At 58.0% G+C, this 20,816-nt stretch carries 18 protein-coding genes; 9 read left to right on the top strand and 9 right to left on the bottom strand.

Annotated elements, in window-relative coordinates; translation table 11 throughout:
- Positions 1–169 precede the first annotated feature (169 nt).
- On the bottom strand, positions 170–2,881 hold the full coding sequence (gene mutS / locus ACYVHC_RS10330) for a DNA mismatch repair protein MutS (protein ID WP_460614310.1): 2,712 nt from the start codon (positions 2,879–2,881) through the stop codon (positions 170–172).
- Positions 2,882–3,143: 262 nt separating this feature from the next.
- Between mutS and ACYVHC_RS10325 the strand changes: the two genes are divergently transcribed.
- The 4 genes from ACYVHC_RS10325 (at position 3,144) to ACYVHC_RS10310 (ending at position 7,882) form a co-directional block, all read left to right on the top strand.
- Positions 3,144–3,695 carry an RNA methyltransferase gene (locus tag ACYVHC_RS10325; protein WP_460613645.1) on the top strand — a complete coding sequence of 184 codons (552 nt, stop codon included), beginning with the start codon at positions 3,144–3,146 and terminating at the stop codon, positions 3,693–3,695.
- Between the two features lie 149 nt (positions 3,696–3,844).
- Positions 3,845–6,547, top strand: a complete 2,703-nt coding sequence (locus tag ACYVHC_RS10320; protein WP_460613644.1) for a T9SS-dependent M36 family metallopeptidase — start codon at positions 3,845–3,847, stop codon at positions 6,545–6,547.
- A 106-nt stretch (positions 6,548–6,653) separates the two neighbouring features.
- Positions 6,654–7,082 (top strand): hypothetical protein, encoded by a 429-nt coding sequence (locus tag ACYVHC_RS10315; RefSeq protein WP_460613643.1) that lies wholly within the window; start codon positions 6,654–6,656, stop codon positions 7,080–7,082.
- Positions 7,082–7,882 (top strand): J domain-containing protein, encoded by an 801-nt coding sequence (locus ACYVHC_RS10310; RefSeq protein WP_460613642.1) that lies wholly within the window; start codon positions 7,082–7,084, stop codon positions 7,880–7,882. Before ACYVHC_RS10315 ends, ACYVHC_RS10310 begins: the two co-directional genes overlap by 1 nt.
- 76 nt (positions 7,883–7,958) lie before the next feature.
- Here ACYVHC_RS10310 and ACYVHC_RS10305 read toward each other — a convergent pair whose 3' ends face one another.
- Positions 7,959–8,732 (bottom strand): TerC family protein, encoded by a 774-nt coding sequence (locus ACYVHC_RS10305; protein ID WP_460613641.1) that lies wholly within the window; start codon positions 8,730–8,732, stop codon positions 7,959–7,961.
- A gap of 105 nt (positions 8,733–8,837) precedes the next feature.
- Positions 8,838–9,329 (bottom strand): YajQ family nucleotide-binding protein, encoded by a 492-nt coding sequence (locus tag ACYVHC_RS10300; protein WP_460613640.1) that lies wholly within the window; start codon positions 9,327–9,329, stop codon positions 8,838–8,840.
- Between the two features lie 211 nt (positions 9,330–9,540).
- Here ACYVHC_RS10300 and ACYVHC_RS10295 point away from each other — a divergent pair, with 211 nt between their 5' ends.
- Positions 9,541–9,981, top strand: a complete 441-nt coding sequence (locus tag ACYVHC_RS10295) for a GNAT family N-acetyltransferase (RefSeq protein ID WP_460613639.1) — start codon at positions 9,541–9,543, stop codon at positions 9,979–9,981.
- 11 nt (positions 9,982–9,992) lie between these two features.
- Here the strand turns inward: ACYVHC_RS10295 and ACYVHC_RS10290 are convergent, their stop codons facing one another.
- Positions 9,993–10,301: an Mpo1-like protein gene (locus ACYVHC_RS10290; protein ID WP_460613638.1), complete on the bottom strand. Its 309-nt coding sequence runs from the start codon at positions 10,299–10,301 to the stop codon at positions 9,993–9,995.
- Between the two features lie 73 nt (positions 10,302–10,374).
- Here ACYVHC_RS10290 and ACYVHC_RS10285 point away from each other — a divergent pair, with 73 nt between their 5' ends.
- Positions 10,375–10,854 (top strand): PaaI family thioesterase, encoded by a 480-nt coding sequence (locus ACYVHC_RS10285; protein ID WP_460613637.1) that lies wholly within the window; start codon positions 10,375–10,377, stop codon positions 10,852–10,854.
- A gap of 151 nt (positions 10,855–11,005) precedes the next feature.
- Here ACYVHC_RS10285 and ACYVHC_RS10280 read toward each other — a convergent pair whose 3' ends face one another.
- From ACYVHC_RS10280 to ACYVHC_RS10270, 3 genes are all read right to left on the bottom strand, one after another.
- Positions 11,006–12,007: an NYN domain-containing protein gene (locus ACYVHC_RS10280; protein ID WP_460613636.1), complete on the bottom strand. Its 1,002-nt coding sequence runs from the start codon at positions 12,005–12,007 to the stop codon at positions 11,006–11,008.
- A 607-nt stretch (positions 12,008–12,614) separates the two neighbouring features.
- Positions 12,615–13,355, bottom strand: coding sequence for a metal-dependent hydrolase (locus tag ACYVHC_RS10275; protein ID WP_460613635.1), 741 nt, complete (start codon positions 13,353–13,355; stop codon positions 12,615–12,617).
- A 119-nt stretch (positions 13,356–13,474) separates the two neighbouring features.
- A complete protein-coding gene (locus ACYVHC_RS10270; protein ID WP_460613634.1) occupies positions 13,475–13,738 on the bottom strand; it encodes a hypothetical protein in 264 nt (87 codons plus the stop codon).
- 168 nt (positions 13,739–13,906) lie between these two features.
- Here ACYVHC_RS10270 and mfd point away from each other — a divergent pair, with 168 nt between their 5' ends.
- Together mfd and ACYVHC_RS10260 are read left to right on the top strand one after the other, a co-directional pair.
- Positions 13,907–17,446, top strand: a complete 3,540-nt coding sequence (gene mfd, locus ACYVHC_RS10265) for a transcription-repair coupling factor (protein ID WP_460613633.1) — start codon at positions 13,907–13,909, stop codon at positions 17,444–17,446.
- Positions 17,447–17,621: 175 nt separating this feature from the next.
- The gene (locus ACYVHC_RS10260; RefSeq protein WP_460613632.1) at positions 17,622–18,278 is read left to right on the top strand and encodes a DinB family protein; all 657 of its coding nucleotides are present in this window, start codon (positions 17,622–17,624) and stop codon (positions 18,276–18,278) included.
- Positions 18,279–18,610: 332 nt separating this feature from the next.
- On the opposite strand, the gene ACYVHC_RS10255 is transcribed toward ACYVHC_RS10260, so the two are convergent.
- Positions 18,611–19,240: a DUF4352 domain-containing protein gene (locus ACYVHC_RS10255; protein ID WP_460613631.1), complete on the bottom strand. Its 630-nt coding sequence runs from the start codon at positions 19,238–19,240 to the stop codon at positions 18,611–18,613.
- A gap of 282 nt (positions 19,241–19,522) precedes the next feature.
- Between ACYVHC_RS10255 and ACYVHC_RS10250 the strand changes: the two genes are divergently transcribed.
- Positions 19,523–20,191: a DUF6624 domain-containing protein gene (locus ACYVHC_RS10250; protein ID WP_460613630.1), complete on the top strand. Its 669-nt coding sequence runs from the start codon at positions 19,523–19,525 to the stop codon at positions 20,189–20,191.
- Between the two features lie 49 nt (positions 20,192–20,240).
- Here ACYVHC_RS10250 and ACYVHC_RS10245 read toward each other — a convergent pair whose 3' ends face one another.
- Positions 20,241–20,798, bottom strand: coding sequence for a GNAT family N-acetyltransferase (locus ACYVHC_RS10245; RefSeq protein WP_460613629.1), 558 nt, complete (start codon positions 20,796–20,798; stop codon positions 20,241–20,243).
- Positions 20,799–20,816 lie beyond the last annotated feature (18 nt).

Genomic DNA, 20,816 nt, shown 5'->3' with positions numbered 1-20,816 from the left:
AGCCCTTTCCAGCTGATTCTCAGTCAGAAAAATTTCACCTGAAAACCTTGATTTTGCTCGGCATTACAAGTTTTACCTGCCGGTTGCGTCCTGTAACCAACCTAGTGACTGGCAAACGTCCCGCAAAAAGCCGAGCCACCTGATACGGCAGCTCGGCTTTCTGGAGTGCTTACTTGCTGCCAGCCGCCAGCTTCAGCTCGTTGAGTTTCAATAGGGCCTCGATGGGGGTGAGTGTATTCACATCCAGGGCGGCCAGTAGTTCGCGCACGCGTTCCAGCGCTGGGTCGGCGGGCTCAAACATGCTGAGCTGCAGACTGGGGCGCGGGGCGTTGTGCACAGCCGCGGCGGGCTGGGCTTTCGGGCCTCGGCGAGCAGCTTCTGAGGCTGGTGTGTGTCCATTAAGCGGTACTACTTTCCCCGTTCCAGGCTCCTCATCCAGGCCGGCTAGCACTTCATCAAACTCCGTGGCTGCCTCTGCATCCACGCCGGTTGAGGTGCGCTCCTGCTCCAGGTGGTGCATGATTTCGTTGGCGCGCAACACGACCGAGGTGGGCATACCAGCCATACGCGCCACATGAATACCGAACGAGTGCTCAGAGCCACCTTCGCGCAGCTTGCGCAGAAACAGAATGCGGCCGTCGGCTTCTTTCACGGCCACATTATAGTTGCGCACCCGTGGGCAGTCGTCGGCTAGCTGGTTGAGCTCGTGGTAGTGGGTAGCAAACAGCGTTTTGGCCCGGGCCTTCGGGTTGTTGTGCAAGTGTTCCACAATAGCCCAGGCAATGCTGATGCCATCGTAGGTGCTGGTGCCGCGCCCGATTTCGTCCATCAGCACGAGGCTGCGGTCGGAGAGGTTGTTCAGGATGGAAGCCGTTTCGGTCATTTCCACCATAAAGGTACTTTCGCCTTTGCTGAGGTTATCGGAAGCCCCGACCCTAGTAAAAATCTTGTCGATAACACCCACGTGTGCCGCATCAGCCGGCACGAAGGAGCCAATCTGGGCCAAGAGCACAATCAGCGCGGTCTGGCGTAGCAAGGCCGATTTACCTGCCATGTTGGGGCCGGTAATCACCACAATCTGTTGGTCATCCTGGTCGAGGCAGATGTCGTTGGGAATGTACTGCTCGCCGGGCGGTAACTGGCGCTCGATGACGGGGTGGCGGCCCGCCGTAATATCAAGGGTAGTAGAATCATCCACCACGGGCTTCACGTAGCGGTGCTGGCGCGCCGTGGCCGCAAAGGAAGCCAGGCAGTCGGCTACCCCAATGGCGCGAGCATTCTGCTGAATTTGAGCCACATACTCGGCCGCAAACAGCACCAAGTCGTTGTAGATATTCTGCTCAATGACGAACAGGCGCTCCTCGGCGTGCAGGATTTTCTCCTCGTAGGTTTTAAGCTCCTCCGTGATGTAGCGCTCGGCATTCACTAGGGTCTGCTTCCGGATCCAAGTGCTTGGCACCTTATCCTTGTGCGAGTTCGTGACTTCGAGGTAGTAGCCGAACACCTTATTATAGGCCACCTTCAGCGACGAAATGCCGGTTTCCTGAATAGCGCGCTGCTGGAGCTGAAAGAGGTAGTCTTTGCCCGAGAAGGCCATGGCCCGGAGCTCATCTAGCTCCTTATCCACGCCATCGTTCAGCACGCCGCCCTGATTGGTCAGGATGGGGGCATCGGGACGGATTTTGGCCTGGATTTCATCGCGCAAAGCGGCGCAGGGGTTTAGTTGATCAGCCAGCTTCTGCAGGGCCCGAATGCCGGAAGCAGCTAGTTGCTCGCGCATCGGGCTGATGGCTTCCAGGGCCCTAGCAAGTTGGGTGAGCTCGCGCGGGTTAATGCGGCGCACGGCCACCTTGGAAATCAGGCGCTCTAGGTCGTTAATCTGGCGCAAGTGCTGGAGCAGGGTTTCCAGCAGCTCGGGCGTCTGGAGCAGGGCTTCAACGGTATCGAGGCGGCGCTGAATCTGGGCGGGCTCTTTCAGGGGAAGCACCACCCACTTGCGCAGCAGGCGGGCGCCCATCGGCGTTACCGTCTGGTCGAGAATATCAATAAGCGGCACGCCGCCGGGGTGTTGGGGCTGGACCAGCTCGAGGTTGCGCACCGTAAACCGGTCGAGCCACACGTACTTGTCCTCCTCCAGGCGCCCGATGCTGCCGATGTGGCCCACGTCGGTATGCTTGGTTTCGGCGAGGTAGTGCAGAATGCAGCCGGCGGCCGTAATGCCTTCGCGCAGCCCGTCAATCCCGAAGCCTTTCAGCGAGGTGGTGTTAAAGTGGCGCGTAAGCGTATCGTGGCCATAATCAAACCCGAATACCCACTCATCGAGGGCAAAATGGCAATAGTCGGGGCCGAAGTGGCCTTCAAACTCCTGGCGGCTTTTCTTGCAGAACAGTACCTCGGCGGGCTGGAAGTTCTGGAGCAGTTTGCCCAGGTACTCAATGGTGCCCTGGGCCACCAGAAACTCGCCGGTGCTAATATCCAGGAAGCTGATACCGGCCTCGTGCTTGCCGAAGTGCACGGCGCAGAGGTAGTTGTTGGAGCGGCGGTCCAGCACGTTGTCGTGCAGACTCACGCCGGGTGTTACCAGCTCCGTAATGCCGCGTTTTACTAGCCCCTTGGCTTGCTTAGGGTCTTCGAGTTGGTCGCAGATGGCTACGCGCTGCCCGGCCCGCACCAGTTTGGGCAGGTAGTTATCGAGGGCATGGTGCGGAAAGCCCGCCAGCGGAGTCTCCGACGAAGTGCCCGCGCCGCGCTTGGTAAGCGTGATATCTAGAATGCGGGAGGCCGTAACGGCATCTTCGCCAAAGGTTTCGTAGAAGTCGCCCACGCGGAACAGGAGCACGGCGCCGGGGTGGGCCTGCTTCAGCTGATAATACTGCTTCATCAGCGGCGTATCAACTACGGGAGCGGGCCCGAGGGAGCCATGCGTGCGGATGGGCTTTTTATTGGGGTCGACGACTTTCGTTTTCACTAGCAGATCATGTGGCGCAAAGCTCCAGCTTGGCACAGAGGGGAACCACCGAGGCGGGCATTGGGGCACGAGGGTGGTGCGCCCTAATGCACGAAGCTGGAGCTTCGCGCTGTTTTCCGGTGGTTCGTGTACGCCCAACATCAGCCGCAACCGGGCGCGTTCCTACCTTTGCAGGATGCGCAAACTCTCCATGGAAGAGCTGAACCGGCTGACGGTGGCAGACTTCAAAAATACGCGAAAATTCCCCCTTACCCTAGTGCTCGACAATGTGCGTAGCCTCCACAATGTGGGCGCCGCTTTCCGCACCGCCGATGCCTTTGCTATTGAGAAAATCTGGCTGTGCGGCATCACGGGCCGCCCGCCCCAGCGCGAAATCACGAAAACGGCCCTAGGCTCCACCGAGTCGGTAACCTGGGAATACGCGCCTACTACCCTCGAGGCCTTGCAACAGCTGAAAGCCGCCGGCTACGTACTGGTGGCCGTGGAGCAAACCACGGGCAGTCAGCCCCTACCCTCCTTTCAGCCCGAAATCGGCCGGCCCTACGCGCTGGTGATGGGCAACGAGGTGTTTGGGGTAGAAGACGAGGTGCTGGCTTACTGCGACGCGGCCGTAGAAATTCCGCAGTTTGGCACCAAGCACAGCCTCAATGTGAGCGTAGCGGCTGGAGTGGTACTATGGGATTTTATCAGCAAAATGGGTTGGGGGTTGGCATCCGATGAGGGCTAGAAAATGACAACCTAGCAACAAACTCGACACTTAGCCAGCATTTTTGGAACCAAAGCCGTCGTTTGTTGTGTAAATTTGAAACGAGCCACCAGAACAATCCGTGGCTCGTTTTTGTAGTCTGCTTCCTGCCCACCTCTAGATTTCCTTGAATGAGAGCACCTTTTACTACTTCTGCGGCGCGGTCATTGGCGGTTGCTGCTTTACTGGCCGTTCCAGGCCTAGCAGCTGCTCAGAATGTGCCGCTGGAGCGGGCACTTGGAGCCTTAAGCGCGAAGCGTACCAGCCTGGGTTTGCTGGCCACAGATGTAGCTGAACCTGCCGTCACCAGTCAGCATACCGACGAGCATACGGGCATTACGCACATCTATCTGCGCCAGCGCCACCAAGGAGTTGAGGTATTTGGAGCCGTAGCTGATGTGCACGTAAACCAGGCAGGCAAGGTAGCCGACTTGCACAGCAGCTTCCGCGCAAACGTAGCCACAGCCGCCCGGGCTGCCACTCCTTCTCTGAGCCCCGAAAAGGCCGTAGCGGCGGCCGCCCGCGCCCTGCGCTTGCCGGCTCCCGGCAACTTACAAGTAGTAAAAGCCGGCACTGCTGCCGAGGGTATGGAGTTCAGCCATGGTGGCATTTCGCTGGAAAACATTCCGGTAAAGCTTATGTACCTGCCCATGGCCGATGGCGAGTTACGCCTGGTGTGGGATGTTACCATAGCCCCGACCTCAGCAGAGCACTATTGGAGTGCGCGGGTTGATGCGGCCACCGGCGAGCTGCTGGACAAAACCGACTACACCATCCACGACAGCTTCAGCATGTCGGAACTAACGCAGCCCATTGCCCGGCTCGCCTCCGCCGATGCACCAACGCCTACGTCTACCACGGCCAACAAGCTAACTGCTACCAACTCCTATAACGTATGGCCGATTACGGTGGAGAGCCCCATTCATGGAGCCCGCCAAGTAGTAACTAACCCGGCCGATGCCCGCGTTTCGCCGTTTGGCTGGCATGATACCAATGGCGTGGCCGGAGCCGAATCGAACCTGACGCGGGGTAACAACGTGCAGGCCTACGACGACCGGGGCAATGCCAACAAGTACAGCGCCTCCAGCATTAGCCCCAGCGGCGGCCCTGAGTTGATCTTTAACTACCCCTTCAACGCCAGCCTGAGCGCTTCCCCCAACGAAAACCTGCCGGCGGCCGTCGTGAACTTGTTCTACTGGAACAACATCATGCACGATGTGATGGCGGTTAAAGGCTTCGATGAGGCTAGTGGCAACTTTCAGGTGAAAAACTACTCCGGACGCGGCACTGGCAACGATGACGTGCAGGCCGAAGCGCAAGACGCTTCCATGTCGGCCTCAGCCGTGAACCTGAACAATGCCAACTTCGCTACCCCTGCTGAAGGAGCGCGCCCCCGCATGCAGATGTACCTCTGGGATTTCTCCGAGTTGGTCATTAACGTTGTTGCTCCGGCTAGCTTGGCCGGAAAGCTAAATGCTCGCGAGGGAAGCCTGGGCAAGAAATTGGCAGCCGTAGGCCCCATCACCGGTAACTTAGTACTGGCAAACGACGGCACGGCTACCCCTACGTTAGCCTGCAACGCCTTTACCAACGCTGCGGATGTTCGCAACAACATTGCTTTGGTTGAACGCGGCGGCGGCACGCCCTGTGGCTTTGCCGTAAAAATCAGGAATGCTCAAAACGCCGGGGCAAAAATGGTGGTCGTGATGGATAACTTGGCCAATGCGCCCCTGATTACGATGGGTGGCACTGACACCGTTGGCCTGCGTATCCCGTCTATTTTTATTTCCAAGAGCGATGGCGACCGATTGAAAACAGCTTTACAGGCTGGCCAGACGGTTTCCATAAACGCCGCCGGTAACTACTACCTGCGCGATGGTGATTTCGATAACGGCATTGTCGCCCACGAATACGGACACGGTATTTCGAGCCGCCTGACGGGTGGGGCCAGCAACGCCAACTGCCTGACCAGCGCCGAGCAGATGGGCGAAGGTTGGAGTGATTTCTTTGCCCTCTGGATGACCACTAAGCCCGGCGACGTAGGCACTACCCCGCGCGGCATCGGTACGTATGCCACGTTCCAGCCCACCACCGGCGGCGGCATCCGGCCCAAGCCTTACAGCACCAATTTTCAAGTGAATGATGCCACGTATGCCCTGGTAGGCACCGGCAGCTACAACACTTATGAAGACGCCGAAAATGTGACCCGCGTACAGGTGCACAACATCGGCTACATCTGGGCCTCTACGCTCTGGGACATGAACTGGGCCCTGATTGAAAAGCACGGCTACAACCCCGACTTGACGGCCGCCACTGGCGGCAATAACCTGGCTCTGCAGCTGGTAATTGATGGCTGCAAACTGCAGAAATGCAACCCCGGCTTTATTGACGGTCGCAACGCCATTCTTAAGGCCGACTCCATCAACAACAAGGCCGCCAACTCTGCCCTGATCTGGCGGGCGTTTGCTCGGCGCGGCATGGGCTTCAGCGCCAAGCAAGGCGACGCCAACAAGCTCACCGATCAAACCATTGCGTATGATCTGCCGGCTATTCTGAGCAACCGCAAGCAGCTCAGCGAAGCCTTGCTGGAAGTGTACCCGAACCCAGCCAACAGCCAGGTAGTGGTCCGGACGCAGGTAAGCAGCGCGGTGCCGGTACAGGTGGAACTAGTATCGTTGCTGGGCCAGCGGGTAAGCACCCAAACAGTTAACTCAGCACGCCTGCAGCAAGAAGGCACTGCCATCAACACGGCGGCCTTGCGCGCGGGCATTTACATTGTTCGCCTGACAACCTCTGAGGGCATCATCACCAAGAAAATAGTAGTGCAGCACTAGGCTCTGGCGTGCGCCCAACCGCCTCTGCACTGGCATTTTGCCCGCCCGGCGTAAGCTGGGCGGGTATTTTTTTACACCGATTTGCCCGGCTGCGGGTTATCTAGGCATGTCTGACTCTTCTACCTTTTCGGCGGCCGATGCCGCTTTACTAGCCCTGCGCCCCGTTATCACCCTGGCGCTACCTCTTGATGCGGCTGATACCGTGGGCGCGTTTCTGCACCATACGCTGCGGCCCGTGCTGAAACTGCAAAACCAGCGCCTGCTTGCTACCCTCGCCGATTTCCTTGCTGACCACCACGTACCGTACGCCGGGGCATCCGCTACGGAGCAGCAGCGCCTGGTAGCCGAGCTTTTAAGCCGCAATACCAAGCTGCGCTATACTATTATTGGGCTGATGGTGGGCCTGTTTACCGAAGAAGAAACTATCTTTTACCGGGCGAATCGTGCGGAGCTGAACCGCAGGTTGCTGGAGCTAGCCATTCGGCGGGCCCAGGACCAGACGCCCGCCATAGCATCTCTTCTGCCAACTATGTAATGACCACCTATTACGACATACTAGGTGTGTCAGAGCAGGCAACGCCGGCGGAGCTGCGCCAGGCCTACCGCCGCCTAGTGCTGCTCACGCACCCCGACCGCACCCCCGACGCGGCGGCCCATGCGCTTTACCTACTGATTAATGAAGCTTATGATGTATTAAGCATCCCGGATCGGCGCCTAGCCTACGATGCCCAGCTACAGGCGCAGCGGCAGCCACGGCTGGTGGCCGCTGCGCCCGCGGCACCGCTTCACCGCGACCCAGCGTTGCGGCGCACCGGCCGGCCAGCGCCGCGCCGTGCGCCCAAGTCCGATCCGTATGCCGAAGTATACGCCCGCTATGCGCCCTGGGCACGCCGGTTTTGCCAGCTTATGCTAGTGTTTTGCGGGCTGCTGCTGCTTGATTTCTGCTGGACCCTCGACTACCCCCGGGAAGTGGTGCAAGCGGTGGAGCGGCACACCATGTCGTCTAGAAGAAGCGGGATTGTGACGCACTACTCGCTGCATACGCCTCATGCCAACCTACGTAACTACGACTTCGACCTGGAAACTGGTACCGTGCTTACCGTGCGGCGGAGTGCGCTGTTCCGGCAGGTGCGGCAACTAGCTCCGGTGGGGCAGCCGCTACAGCGCGTAGACCAGGTGAGCGTATATGGCAACTTCTTTTTTGCGCCGGTGCTGCTGGCGGTGGTGGCCGCGGTAGGCGCACGCAAACGCAGTGCCTATCCGCTGATAATTAACTGCAGCCTGGGCTGCGTACTGCTGCTAGCGGTTGTTATTTATTTCCTACAGGCTTCTTAAGGCAACATGCTAAAAAGCAGAAAGCGCCCGGAACAGTTGTTCCGGGCGCTTTCTGCTTGGCAAAGGGCTAGTGCCTTTAGTCGTATTGCGAGTCGCGCAGGTGCACGGGGGTGGTCTTTTTGCGCAGGCGCATGTTCAGGACCTCCACTATCAGGGAGAAGAACATGGCGAAGTAGATGTAGCCTTTCTCGATTTCCTTGTGGAAGGCTTCCATCACCAGCATCACCCCAATCATAATCAGGAACGACAGGGCCAGCATCTTGATAGTGGGGTTGCGATTCACAAAATCGGCCACAATGCCGCTGAAAATCATCATGACGGCCATGGAAAGAATCACGGCCAGAATCATAATCAGCACGTTATCTACCAGGCCTACGGCCGTGAGAATGGAGTCGAAGCTGAACACGATATCGATGAGGATAATCTGAAAAATAATGTGGCTCATCGTGGCCGTACCGCCTTTGTTGCCGTGCTCATCCTCTTCTTCGCCCTGAAGCTTGGTATGAATTTCGGTGGTGCTTTTGCCAATCAGGAACAAGCCACCGCCCAGCAGAATCAGGTCGCGGCCGGTTACACTCCAGCCGCCTTCCATCCACGGCAGCGGCAGGCTAAACAGCGGGGCTTTTAGGCCCACAATCCAGGAGATACTGAGCAGCAAGCCAATCCGAAACAGCAGTGCTAGCATCAACCCAATAGTCCGGCCGCGCTTCTGCTGGTCGCGGGGTAGCCGGCTTACGATGATGGAAATAAAGATGATGTTATCAATACCCAGCACGATTTCCATGAACGTGAGCGTCAGCAGGCTCACCCAGGTTTCGGGGTTTGAAAAAACAGAAAAGTCGAAGTTCATCGGGAAGAGAGAAAAGAACGAATAATGGTGTGTACTCAGCGGTACGAGGGGCTTTGGCAAGCGTATGTGCCTAGCGCCGCGCCATGTGCTAGCTTCGTTGCCTCCCTATGATTTCATGTTTACAAATTGCAGGGGCTGGCCAATATCAGTGCGGCGCAGCACAGCAATGGCAGCTTGCAGCTCGTCAATTTTCTTGGCCGTCACCCGAATCTGGTCGTCCTGCATCTGGGCTTCTACCTTCACCTTGCCGTCTTTGATGGCTTTGATGATTTTGCGGCCCGCTTCTTTGTCGACGCCGGCGCGCACCTTTACTACTTTCTTTACCAAGGCGCCCATGGGCTGCTCTTCGGCGGTAAAATCCAGGGCCGTGCCATCAATACCCTGCTTGACGATGCGCGTGAGCAGAATATCTTCCAGGGCTTTAATGCGCATGGAGTTTTCGGAGGTGAGCGTGATGGTGTTGGCCTTCTTGTCGAGCTCGATACCGCCTTTGGTATCGCGCAGGTCGTAGCGGGTTTGCAATTCTTTTTTGGCCGTATTTACCGCGTTTTCGAGGGTTTGCGGATCTACCTTGCTTACAATATCAAAGGATGCCATGCGTGAAAATAAAGGTGAGGGCTGAATGTGCTACGCAGCATCCTGCCGCGGGTTGAGAAGCCAAAGATAGCGAGACGAGAATATGGCGCCGCATGAAACGCTAGCCCCAGAAGAAGCGGCCCGCTACTAGGCCAGCAACCGGTGCCAAGCCGGCCCTGCTTGGCATCTGATTTTCCGTGTTATTTGCCGGTCAACTTCTGTTTTCTATTGTATGCATATTACTACCCCTGCTTCCGCCGCCGACTGGGACGCATATTACCAGTTGCGCTACGCCGTGTTGCGCCAGCCCTGGCAGCAGCCACCCGGCTCGGAGCGCGCCGACGATGACCTGGCCCCTACTACTACCCACGCCCTGATCCTAGCCCCCGACACACGCGCAGCCGTGGCAGTGGGCCGCCTGCACCCCTCCGGCCCCGGGCAGGGCCAGCTTCGGTTTATGGCGGTGCACCCCAGCTGGCAGGGCCGCGGCCTAGGCCGCGCGGTGTTGCTGCACCTGGAGGCAGCCGCCCGCACCCAAGGCCTGCAGGAAATAGTATTGCACGCCCGCGCGGAAGCAGTGCCTTTCTACCAACGGCTGGGCTATGAGGTGGTGGCGCCTTCGCATTTGCTGTTTGGCACCATCCCGCATTTCCTGATGCACCGGGCGCTCTAGCAGGTACTGGCTCAGAACTTCTCTTTGCCCCGTACTAGGTCCCAATACAGGCGGAAGTCGCCGCGCAGCGAAAGCCATGGGTGCTGAAAGGTGGCAGGTCGGTTACGCTCTACTAGGAAATGCCCCGCCCACGCAAAGCCATACGCGGCTACTACGCCAGCCAACACCAGCGCTGGGCGGCGCTCGGCAATGGCCAGCCCGGTGGCAGCCAGAAACAGAGTGGTGCCTGTAAAATGCAGAACGCGCGTGCCCCGACGGCTGTGCTCGCGCAGGTAATGCGGGTAGAACTCGGCAAAGTTAGGCGAGGCAGATAGAGGCATAAGCGGTAGGGTTTTGTCTAAAGTAGCTACCTTTTCTCTTGATTTCCACCTGCCCTTCCCACTACCCCCCTCCATGGAGCCAACCCCTGACGTTGCGACGCTCATTGCCATCTATAATCAGATAAACCACTACGGCCGCACCAATGGCATGGAGTTGCTCGTGTCCCAGCCTGGCGACGTGCGCTACACCATGACCGTGCAGAATGAACACCTTTCCTCGCCCGGAACCTGCCACGGCGGCGTACTGGCCGGCCTCATGGACTCGGTGCTGGGCGCGGCAGCTCTCTCGCTGGCGTTCACGGCCGGGGAGCTGGTTTCTACCGTCGAGTTCAAAATCAACTACCTCCACCCGGTTCGCCTCCACGACCACCTAGTGGCGCACGGCGTGGTAGAGCACAGCGGAAAAACCCTTATCGTCAGCAGCGCCTTCATCACGTGCCCCACCCGCAACGACTTGGTGGTGGCCCGGGGGCTAGGGACCTTCAACCGGTACCCCGCTTCGAAGCGCGATTTTCATAACCTGCTGTTTCCGGGTGAGGCAAACGGCGAGTAAGCAAGGCTGCCGCTGAGCCTACATTTACTAGGTCCGTGAACACCTCAAACCCCTACTTACCACCTACACCATACAAAAGAAGCCGCCGGACAACCTGCTAATAGCAGATTACCCGGCGGCTTTTCCTTTTCAGGCCCAAAGGCGAAAGTGCTTACATCCGCTCCGGAGAGCCGGCCGATTCGTGCTCGTGCTCGTCGCCGTACTCGTCGCCTTCCTCTAGTTCAGGGGCTTCTACTTTGCGTACGTTGCGGGCGCAGTCCTCGTCGCGGTGGTTGCGGCCTACCGTAAACTCCACCCAGTCGCCTTCTTGCAGCTCGTTGAAGTCACCTTCGGCCATGTCGGCGTAGCTGAAGAACAGATTGTTAGGCGGCATTACCACGAAACCAAACCCGTTTTTCAGGTTTTTGATGGTGCTGATGCCTACGGTGCCTACGGGACCGGCCGCCGTGGGGCCAGTGGGCCGTACGGGCTTCACGGCTGGGAAAGCTACCGGCTCGGGCGTGTTCACAAACATCGACTCAATCACGTCGTCGCCGCTGTTCAGGCCCTGGTCAATGAGGTCGTGCATCTGCACGGGATAGGTAGCCTGCTCCAACAGCTGCTGCGAAGCACGGGTGACGCGGTTTTCGCCTTTGAAGTCGGTGTATTTAAAGTCCCAGTTCAGCAGCATCACGCGGGTACCCACGGTATTCAGCTTCTTGATCAGGGGCACATAGTCCGAGTCGCCGGCAATCAGCACCACTACATCAAAGCTTTTGTGGATAGCCAGTTCCAATGCTTCTAGCGAGAGCCACACATCAATGCCTTTCTCCTGCAAACGGCCATCGCGCGTTTTCAGGGGCATGTAGTGCGTAGTAATACCCATGTTCATCAAGATGTCGTCGAGCAGACGGTCATGGAACAGGCGGTCTTTATCGCGGGCTTCAGTAGCTGATAGGCGGCCGCGGAAGAAGTGAGAGTCAATGATCTGGCTCAGACGTACGTCTACGTCTTCTTCTTCAGCAACCTGATGACGAATAAATTCATGGAGACCTTCCAGGCTAATCCGGGCTTTACGGTCGTGCTGGAAGTAGTAGTAATCGCTGATCTTTAGGAAATAATTGCCGTCATAGAAGACGCCGATCCTAATCAGGGGGCTATTCATCTGGTTCATACAAGAAACGGTTTGAGCGCAAAAAGGTGTGTGTGTATTAGAGCGAGTAGTAAGTGCAAAGAAGCCTGTGCCGGGCACAGTTCGGGCTGAAGATAGCAGTGGTATATTCCCATATATTGTAATAATCCATAGGCTGAAATGTTTAGGGGCCTTTCGCTGGCAGAAACCTGTGGAGCGGTTAGCTGGCGGTTACATTAATCTAATACAAGCGAGCAACATCTTCTGGAAGGCAGTGCTTGCCTCTCAGGCAGAGCAAACTAGCATGTTCCAATGAATAGCTTGGATATAATCACCGGTATAATATTAATTCATAGATATATCGTATTTAAATTTAAGAAGTACAAATCAAATATGATTTGTATAAATGTAATTGCCAAACCTCAATGCAAAAGCATGGGAGGAATAGCAAGCAATTCATGGTTAAATACAATATTCAACCCATGAAGTGGTAAGGCCTTGCAACAAATGTACAGAGTTCACAATGAGTGGCGTAATTATTCGTCCGATAGGCCTTATTGGCGGTTAAAAGCTCCACAATAATAGACAAATGCAATACTACATTAGTTGCTCTTTATAGCTCGACAGTAGTGAATAAAGTTTCAGCTACTTAGAAACTTAGCTTGCCCACCACTAACCCTAGCACCAGCATGGCATAGCCGGCGCAAATGGCTACTTCCAGGAAGTTGCCGCTGGCAGAACCCGTGCGGATAAGCGGTATTTTAAGGGTCAAATCGGTGAGGGGCATAAACCACTTTACGCCGGCTTTGGTAAGGGTATCGGCTAGTAAATGCGAAGCATAGCCGCCGCCCGCAAACAAGGCTACCCCGTGCCAGCCTAGGCTCTGGTTGGCCAGGTGCCCCGTATAGGTCCAGAAACCGGTGGCCCAGAGGGTGTGCGTCCAGGAGCGGTGAGCCGTAAATGGGGCTACCGACACAAACAGACCTAGCATGCTCAGCCACACGTAGCTGGTATAGAGCCCCGCTACTACCGTGCACAGGCCCGTAAACAGCAGGGCCAGCTTACGGGTGGAGTCGCCTTGCATGGCGGCTCCGATAAGGCCGAACGCCAGCGCCGCCGTGAAGCCCATACGCCGATCAGGGCCTAGTGGCAGTTGAAAATGCGTGTAGAGCGCCAAGCCCACAGCTACGGCTACAAAGGCCCAGCGCACATAGTTTTGCGCAAAGCCCAAGCGCTTGCTAAGGCGGGAGCCCGGATGGTCAAGGTCGGGGGCGAGGGCGGAGAAGCCGGCCAGCGCAATACCAGCAGGAGAAAACGGAATGCCGGGGACCAACCCCGCTACGGCAACGCCGGTAATAAGGCCAATGGCCAGGTGAGAAGAACCGCGCACTAAAAAGGTAAGGAAGAGAATACGCCACAAAGATACCGCGCATACGGGCAGTACCCACCGAGCGTTATGTCGGGTTTGCTACCTAGTAAAGGGTAGCTACCCCTGAGTGGGCTGCATTCTTACCACTGGCCGGCGCTACCTTTCAGTCCGCCCTGCACGTCTTGCACATCCTGAAAGCCCTGTACCTGGCTTTCCAGCAAGGCCAAGCCCCGATGAAAGGCGTCCTCTACTTCTGCTTTTTGCTGCTCAGCCATGGGGCCTTGTTCCTGCACCTGCTGCCTGATTTGGCGCAGATGACTTAGAATTGCATCCCACTCTTCGGCCCCTTGCTCCTTCTGCTTGTCTGCCATAGCCTTATGCCCTATTGGGCCACTTCGATGCATGAACTCGGAAGATACGGCAGAGACTCCGAAAAGTGACGGAAACTTTCGGCGCCTGGTACGGGTATTGACTAGCGCGCCTTCGTGGCGCTCAGTAAGCTTACCTTGCCCGACCGGAGTAGACTTCGGCCGGGCTTCTACCTTTGCCTCCTCCCCTAGCCGATACTTGCTTTGAAGGTTTCCGATTTACTGAAGCTCTACACGCTGGACCCGACGGTAATGACCGTCGGCGCCCGCCTGAACCCGGCCACGCGCCATTCCCTGAAGCCCGCCACAGCCGATAAATCAGTTGCTGCTAGCCCCCGCATGCACCTAAAGGGGTTGGTAGGCTCGCAGGATGCGGTGCTGGCTGCCGCCATACACCAGGAATTTCCCGATCAGCACCACCTGTTTATTCTGCACGACCGGGACGAGGCGGCCTACTTTCTGGCCGATTTGCAGCACCTAGTGCCCGATGAGGAGCCGCTGCTGTTCCCGAGCTCCTACAAGCGCCCCTACTCCTTTGATGAGACGGAAAACGCCAACGTGCTCATGCGGGCCGAGGTGCTGAACAAGCTCAACTCTCACCGTGGGCCAAAAACCACCGCGGAGCAAGCCGACGACGAGGCGGAGGACGCCACGCCGGAAACGGAAGGCCAACCCAAGAGCAAGAAGCGCGCGAAGGCCACCGCCAAGGAAACTGCCGGTGCCCTCATCGTGACCTACCCCGAGGCGCTGTTTGAGAAGGTAATCAACAAGAAAAGCCTGGTAGCGAATACCTTCCTGGTGAAGACGGGCGACAAGCTCGACGTGAACTTCATCAGTGACATGCTGGCGGAGTACGATTTCGAGCGGACCGACTTTGTATATGAGCCGGGGCAGTTTGCGGTGCGCGGCGGCATCGTGGACATCTTCAGCTACGCCAACGAGCTGCCCTACCGCATCGAGTTGTTCGGGGATGAGGTGGAAACCGTGCGGACGTTTGACCCGGAGAGCCAGCTGTCGGTGGAGAAGCGCCAGCAAGTGAGCATCATCCCGAACGTGCAAACCAAGCTGCTGCAGGAAACGCGGGAAGCGTTCCTCGACTTCATTCCGAAGAACACCACCATCTGGGCCAAGGATTTGCGCCAGGCCCTGGATGTAGTGGAGGAATCGTTTGACCGGGCCGAGGCGGGCTTTAAGGAGCTGCTGGAGGTAGCGGGCGGCACCCAGGTAGTCAGCAAGCCAGAGGATTTGTTCGAGACCAACAAGAGCTTTAAGAAGCTGCTGGAGAGCTTTGCGGTGGTGGAGTTTGGCAAGCGGTTTTACTACAAGACCGGCGAGGACTTCCAGTTCAACAGCAAGCCCCAGCCGAGCTTCAACAAGGACTTCAACCGCCTGGTGAAGAACCTGCACGACAACCAGCAGAAGGGCTACACCAATATCATTGCCGCCGAGCAGGTGCGCCAGGCCGACCGCCTGCGCACCATCTTCGATGAGCTGGACAACAACGTGCAGTTTCAGCACATGCTGATAGGCCTACGCGAAGGCTTTATTGATGAGACGCTGAAGTTGCTGGTGTACACCGACCACCAGCTGTTCGAGCGCTTTTACCGGGCCCAGGAAACCCGGAAGTTCTCCAAGAAAAAGGCCCTGACCCTGAAGGAGCTGCGCACCCTGGTGCCCGGCGACTACGTGGTGCACCAGGACTACGGCATTGCGCGCTTCGCGGGCCTCACGCAGGTAGAAATCAACGACAGGCTGCAGGAGGCCATCCGGCTGGTGTACCGCGACGACGACGTGCTGACGGTGAGCATCCATGCCCTGCACAAGATTGCCAAGTACTCGGGGGCCGAGGGCAACCCGCCTACCATGAGCAAGCTGGGCTCGCCGGAGTGGGAAAACAAGAAGAAGTCGGTTAAGAAGAAGGTGAAGGACATTGCGGCCGAGCTGATCCGGCTGTACGCCAAGCGCAAAACCGCGCCCGGCCACGCCTTCGCCCACGACTCCTTTATGCAGGCTGAGCTGGAATCGTCGTTCATCTACGAGGACACGCCTGACCAGGCCAAGGCCACCGAGGACGTGAAGCGCGACATGGAGGTGCCCCACCCCATGGACCGCCTTGTGTGCGGCGACGTGGGCTTCGGTAAGACGGAGGTTGCCATTCGGGCAGCGTTTAAGGCCGTAGCCGATGGCAAGCAGGTAGCCATTCTGGTGCCCACCACCATTCTGGCCATGCAGCACTATAAAACTTTCCGGGAGCGGCTCAGCAACCTGCCCGTGACGGTGGAGTACGTGAACCGCTTCAAGAGCACCAAGCAGATCAAGGAAACCCTGGGCCGCGTGGCCGAGGGCAAAACCGACATCCTCATTGGCACGCACCGCCTCACTAACAAGGATGTAAAGTTCAAGGACCTAGGCCTGTTGGTCATTGACGAGGAGCAGAAGTTCGGGGTGAAAACCAAGGACAAGCTCAAGGAAATCAAGGTGAACGTAGATACGCTCACCCTCTCGGCCACGCCTATTCCGCGCACCCTGCACTTCTCGCTGATGGGCGCCCGCGACCTGAGCGTGATTGCCACGCCCCCACCCAACCGCCAGCCGGTGCAAACCGAGCTGCACGTGTTTGATGAGCTGCTGGTGCGCGACGCCGTTTCGCGCGAGCTGAAGCGCGGCGGACAGGTGTTTTATGTGCACAACCGCGTGAAGGACATTGAGGAGCAGGCCAACATGATTCTGCGCCTAGTGCCCGATGCCCGCGTGACCTACGTGCACGGCCAGATGGACGGCGACCTGCTGGAAAAGCGCATGATGAAGTTTGTGGACGGCGACTACGATGTGCTGGTGGCCACCACCCTCATCGAGAGTGGCCTAGACATTGCCAATGCCAACACCATCCTCATCAACCGGGCCCACATGCACGGCCTCTCTGACCTGCACCAGATGCGCGGGCGCGTAGGCCGCTCCAACAAGAAGGCCTACTGCTACCTGCTCACGCCCCCGGTGGCGGGCCTGCCTAGTGATGCCCGCAAGCGCCTGAGCACCCTGGAGGAATTCTCGGACCTGGGCGCGGGCTTCAACGTGGCCATGCGCGACCTCGACATTCGGGGGGCGGGCAACCTGCTGGGCGGCGAGCAGTCGGGCTTTATCAATGACCTGGGCTTCGAGACCTACCACCAGATTCTGGACGAGGCCGTGACGGAGCTGAAGGAAACCGAGTTCCGCGACCTATTCCTGGGCGACACCACCCAGCGCCTGCAGGAAGCTGCCGGCGCCGCAGGCCCCAAGGAGTGCAACATTGAAACCGACTTGCAGGTGCTGATACCGGACCGCTACGTGGCCAGCGTATCGGAGCGGTTGCAGCTGTATAGCAAGCTGGATAGGGCCAAGAATGCCGAGGAGCTGCGCAAGGTGCTCAATGGCATGGTGGACCGCTTCGGACCGCTGCCCGCCGAGGTGGAGCAGCTCGCCGACATTGTGCGCCTGCGCTGGCAGGCCTGCCACGCCGGGTTCGAGAAGCTCACGCTGAAGAAGAACCTGCTGAAAGGCTTCATTCCGGCCACCAACAACGAGCGATACTTCCAGGGCCCCACCTTCGGCAACATCCTCAGCTACGTGCAAACCCACCCCCGCTCGGCCTCCATGAAGGAGCGCAAGGAGCAACTCGTCATCAGCATCGAGGACGTGAAAAACGTGCAAGCCGCCCAACGGATTTTGAGTGAGTTGGGGAGTGAGGAGAAGGTTGGGGTGTAAGAAGTAATGTTCAGTTTGGATAGGCGCTATTCCCCTGGGAATAGCGCCTATTTTTATTTCACTAACTCTATACTTCAGCACTACCATCTATTGTGCCCTTCCACTACACAAGCTCAACGTAACTATTTCAGTGCTTGGCGTATGCTTAATCGAACAGGGCATACGGTTAAGACGCATGAACATCTCCCACCCCACCCGTCGGCGCTTCCTGAAAACTGCTACCGCCGCCACGGCCGGCCTAACGGGTCTGGCGCTGGTGCCCCAGTTGGGATGTAGCATGGCCCCACCCGATACCGGCCCGAATATATTGGGCCCGCGGCCGGGGTATTCCCCGATGGTGGGCACCCTGGTTTCGATGCTGGACTGGATGCGGGCCGTGGTATACAGCTCGGTGCAGGGGCTCAGCAGGGAGCAACTCGACTACCTCCACGACCCGCAGGCCAACTCCATTGGCGCGATGCTGCTGCACCTGGCCGCTACCGAAAAACTTTACCAGCTGCACACTTTTGAGGGTCGCAAGTGGGACTCTTGGAGCAGCGCCATCAAGCGGCAATGGGATACCCCGATGAAGCTAGGCCCGGAAGCGCGCCAAACCATCCGGGGCCACTCCCTCGATTTCTACCTCAGCACCCTGCAGGAAGTGCGGGCCACCTCGCTGCGGGAGCTGCAACAGCGCGACGATGCTTGGCTGATGGCCATAGATGCGCAGTGGTTCTGGGGGCCCACCAACAATTACTGCAAGTGGTTTCACGTCTGTGAGCATGAGTCGAACCACAACGGCCAGATTAAATGGATCAAGAGCCGCCTGCCCGGCACCAAACCCCAGGACTGATAGGTGGCCTAGCCGGCATACGTAGCTCGTCAACTGCTTCGGCGGCAACCCTGTCCCGGTTGATGGCAGCCGTACGCCAGTAGTGAGCAAGTGGCCTAGCGACTGGCCTAGTAAAAAACTGACCGTCAGGCTGAGCTTGTCGAAGCATCTCTACCGCTTCGTAGCAGTTCTAGGCCAGTTGATTAGCCCGCGGGAGAGATGCTTCGACAAGCTCAGCATGACGGTTAGTTTGGCTTGGGCAATGACAACAGCAAGCGAGATGCTTCGACTGCGCTCAGCATGACGGTCTATATTGGCAGAAAGGCTCGGTTACGGCCTAGTGTTCAACCTGGTTAGCGGCCGAGGTCAAAGGCTACACGGCCTTTCTCGGCCATGTCCAGGGCAGATCCTTTGATAGTGCGGAATACCCATTTCAGGCCTTTGGCCTTGGCTGGCACTTCGTAGAAGATGGGGCCGGTGCCGGAGTGGCCGGCGGCGCGGCTACGGTCTAGCTGCATGGTGCCTTCGGAGCTGGCAGCGGCTTTCGCTTTGATTTCTTTGCCCTGGGCATCCAGCACCATCGTATTCATCAGGGTCGAGAAGTCGCGGAGCTTGGTGGTGCCGTTTTCCCAGGTCACGTTTACTACCACGTATTCGTGGCCAGCCTTGGGTTTTTCCTTGAAATCGGTTTCGGGGGCAGTGGTTACACTATTTACCTTGATGAGCAGCGAGTCCAGCTCTGCTACGTCGCCTACGCTGTACACGTCTTTTTTCGGGCCGGCCGTTAGGTGGGGTTCGGTGTCGGCAGCGGCTGGGGTTGCGGCGGTGGTGGCCGGAGTTTCGGGGGCTTGCTCCTGGGTAGCTACTTCCTCGGTATTTTCCTCAGAGGTGATTTCGGCAGAAGTTGTTTCCTCATTGGAGGAGCCACAGGCGGCACAGGCCAGCAGACTAGCTAGTAAAACAGAGCGGTACGTACGCAGCATAGTAGGGATGAGGGAAGATGCGGGATAGAGTTTGGGCAAATGCGCTGAGACTTTGCGGAAAGGAACAACGCGCTGCAAACCTGCTAATATTTTGTTAAATCTATATTCACTAGGTATTCTTTTGCTTCAAGGCCCCTCACCGCAAGCCGGAAAACCGGCCAGAACGCCCAACTTCGGCTCCGCATGTACCGGATTGGCTTTTTTGCGCACTACCCTTATGGCATGGCCTAGCCCCGTTTTCCACAGAAAGTTGCCATCTTGCCAGGCCTATACTTCCGTCTTATGCCTCTGATCCGTTGTGTAGTTGTGTGTGCGGTTTGCCTGCTGGCCTTGGCCGCGGCCGGGCAAACCAGCCAGCAGCGGCGCCTGAAGCGGGAGCTGGATAGCCTGGATGTAGCCGATCAGCACTACCGGCAACTGCTGATGGGTGGCACCCGCCCCCGCTACGAGTCGGTGGCAAGCTTGAACTGGATGATGATTGCCACGGACTCGGTGCATATCCGGCGCGTGGCCGAGCTGATTGCCCGCTACGGCTACCCCGGCCGCACGCTAGTAGGCGCGCCCACCAACGAAGTGGCGCTGCTCGTGATTCAGCACTCCGGGCGCATTCCGCAGTACCTGCCGCTTATTCGGCGCATGGCTGAGCTAGGCGAAGTACCTTATTCCCTCTATGCCCGCATGCTAGACAGGTACTTGGCCTATCAGGGCAAACCGCAGCGCTACGGCACCCAGGGCCGCGGTTACCTGGTGCGTAATGCCTGCACTGGCCGCCCAGAGCAGGTGTCGTTTATCTGGCCCATTGAGGATGCCGCCCTCGTAAACCAGCGCCGCAAAAAAGCCGGCTTCGACTCTACGGTGGAAGAAAACGCTCTGCGCCTGGGCATTCCGTACCGACCCATCACGCTGGCCGAGGCACAGCGCCTGGAGCGGGCCTCGAAGGATTTGCGGTAGCAGGTGGCCTAGGGGCCGGAGCAGCGGGAAGGTACGGCGTGCTAGCCTGCTACTGCGGGAGGAGCGGCACCATGGAGGATGCTCCGGCTACCGACTGCTGCCACTCTGCTTTCAGGACCGATAGGATGAGTTTATCATGGAACTGACCGTTTCGCAAGCAGGCTTCTCGCATACGGCCTTCCACTACAAACCCTGCTTTGGCATACGCCTTCACGCCACCCACGTTCGGCTCTGAAACCGTGAGCATAATCCGGTTGAGGTTGAGCTCGGCAAAACCCCTAGTAAGTACCTGCTTGGTAGCCTCAGTGCCCACGCCCCGGCCCCAATAAGCTTTCTCCCCGATCAGGATGAAGTACTCGCCCGATTGGTTGAGCCGGGAAATGCCGGAGATGCCCGCGTAGCCCAGCAGCTGGTGCGTGTCGGTGGTGAAGATGCCCAGGTTGAGGCTGCTGTCGTCGTGCAGGGTGCGGGCAAACCAGGGGTCAATCTGCGCTTCCGTGGTCATGGTTTGGAATGCTGATAGCGAATACTCGATGACTTCCGGATCCTGAATCCACCGGTAGAAGTGGGTTACGTGTTCGGGTTGCAGGGGCGCTAGCGTAATCATACGGGGCAGTTTTGGGCG

The organism is Hymenobacter seoulensis, from assembly GCF_054780535.1.
The sequence above is the reverse complement of the archived record's forward strand: the minus strand, read 5'-3'. Positions and strand labels throughout refer to the sequence as shown.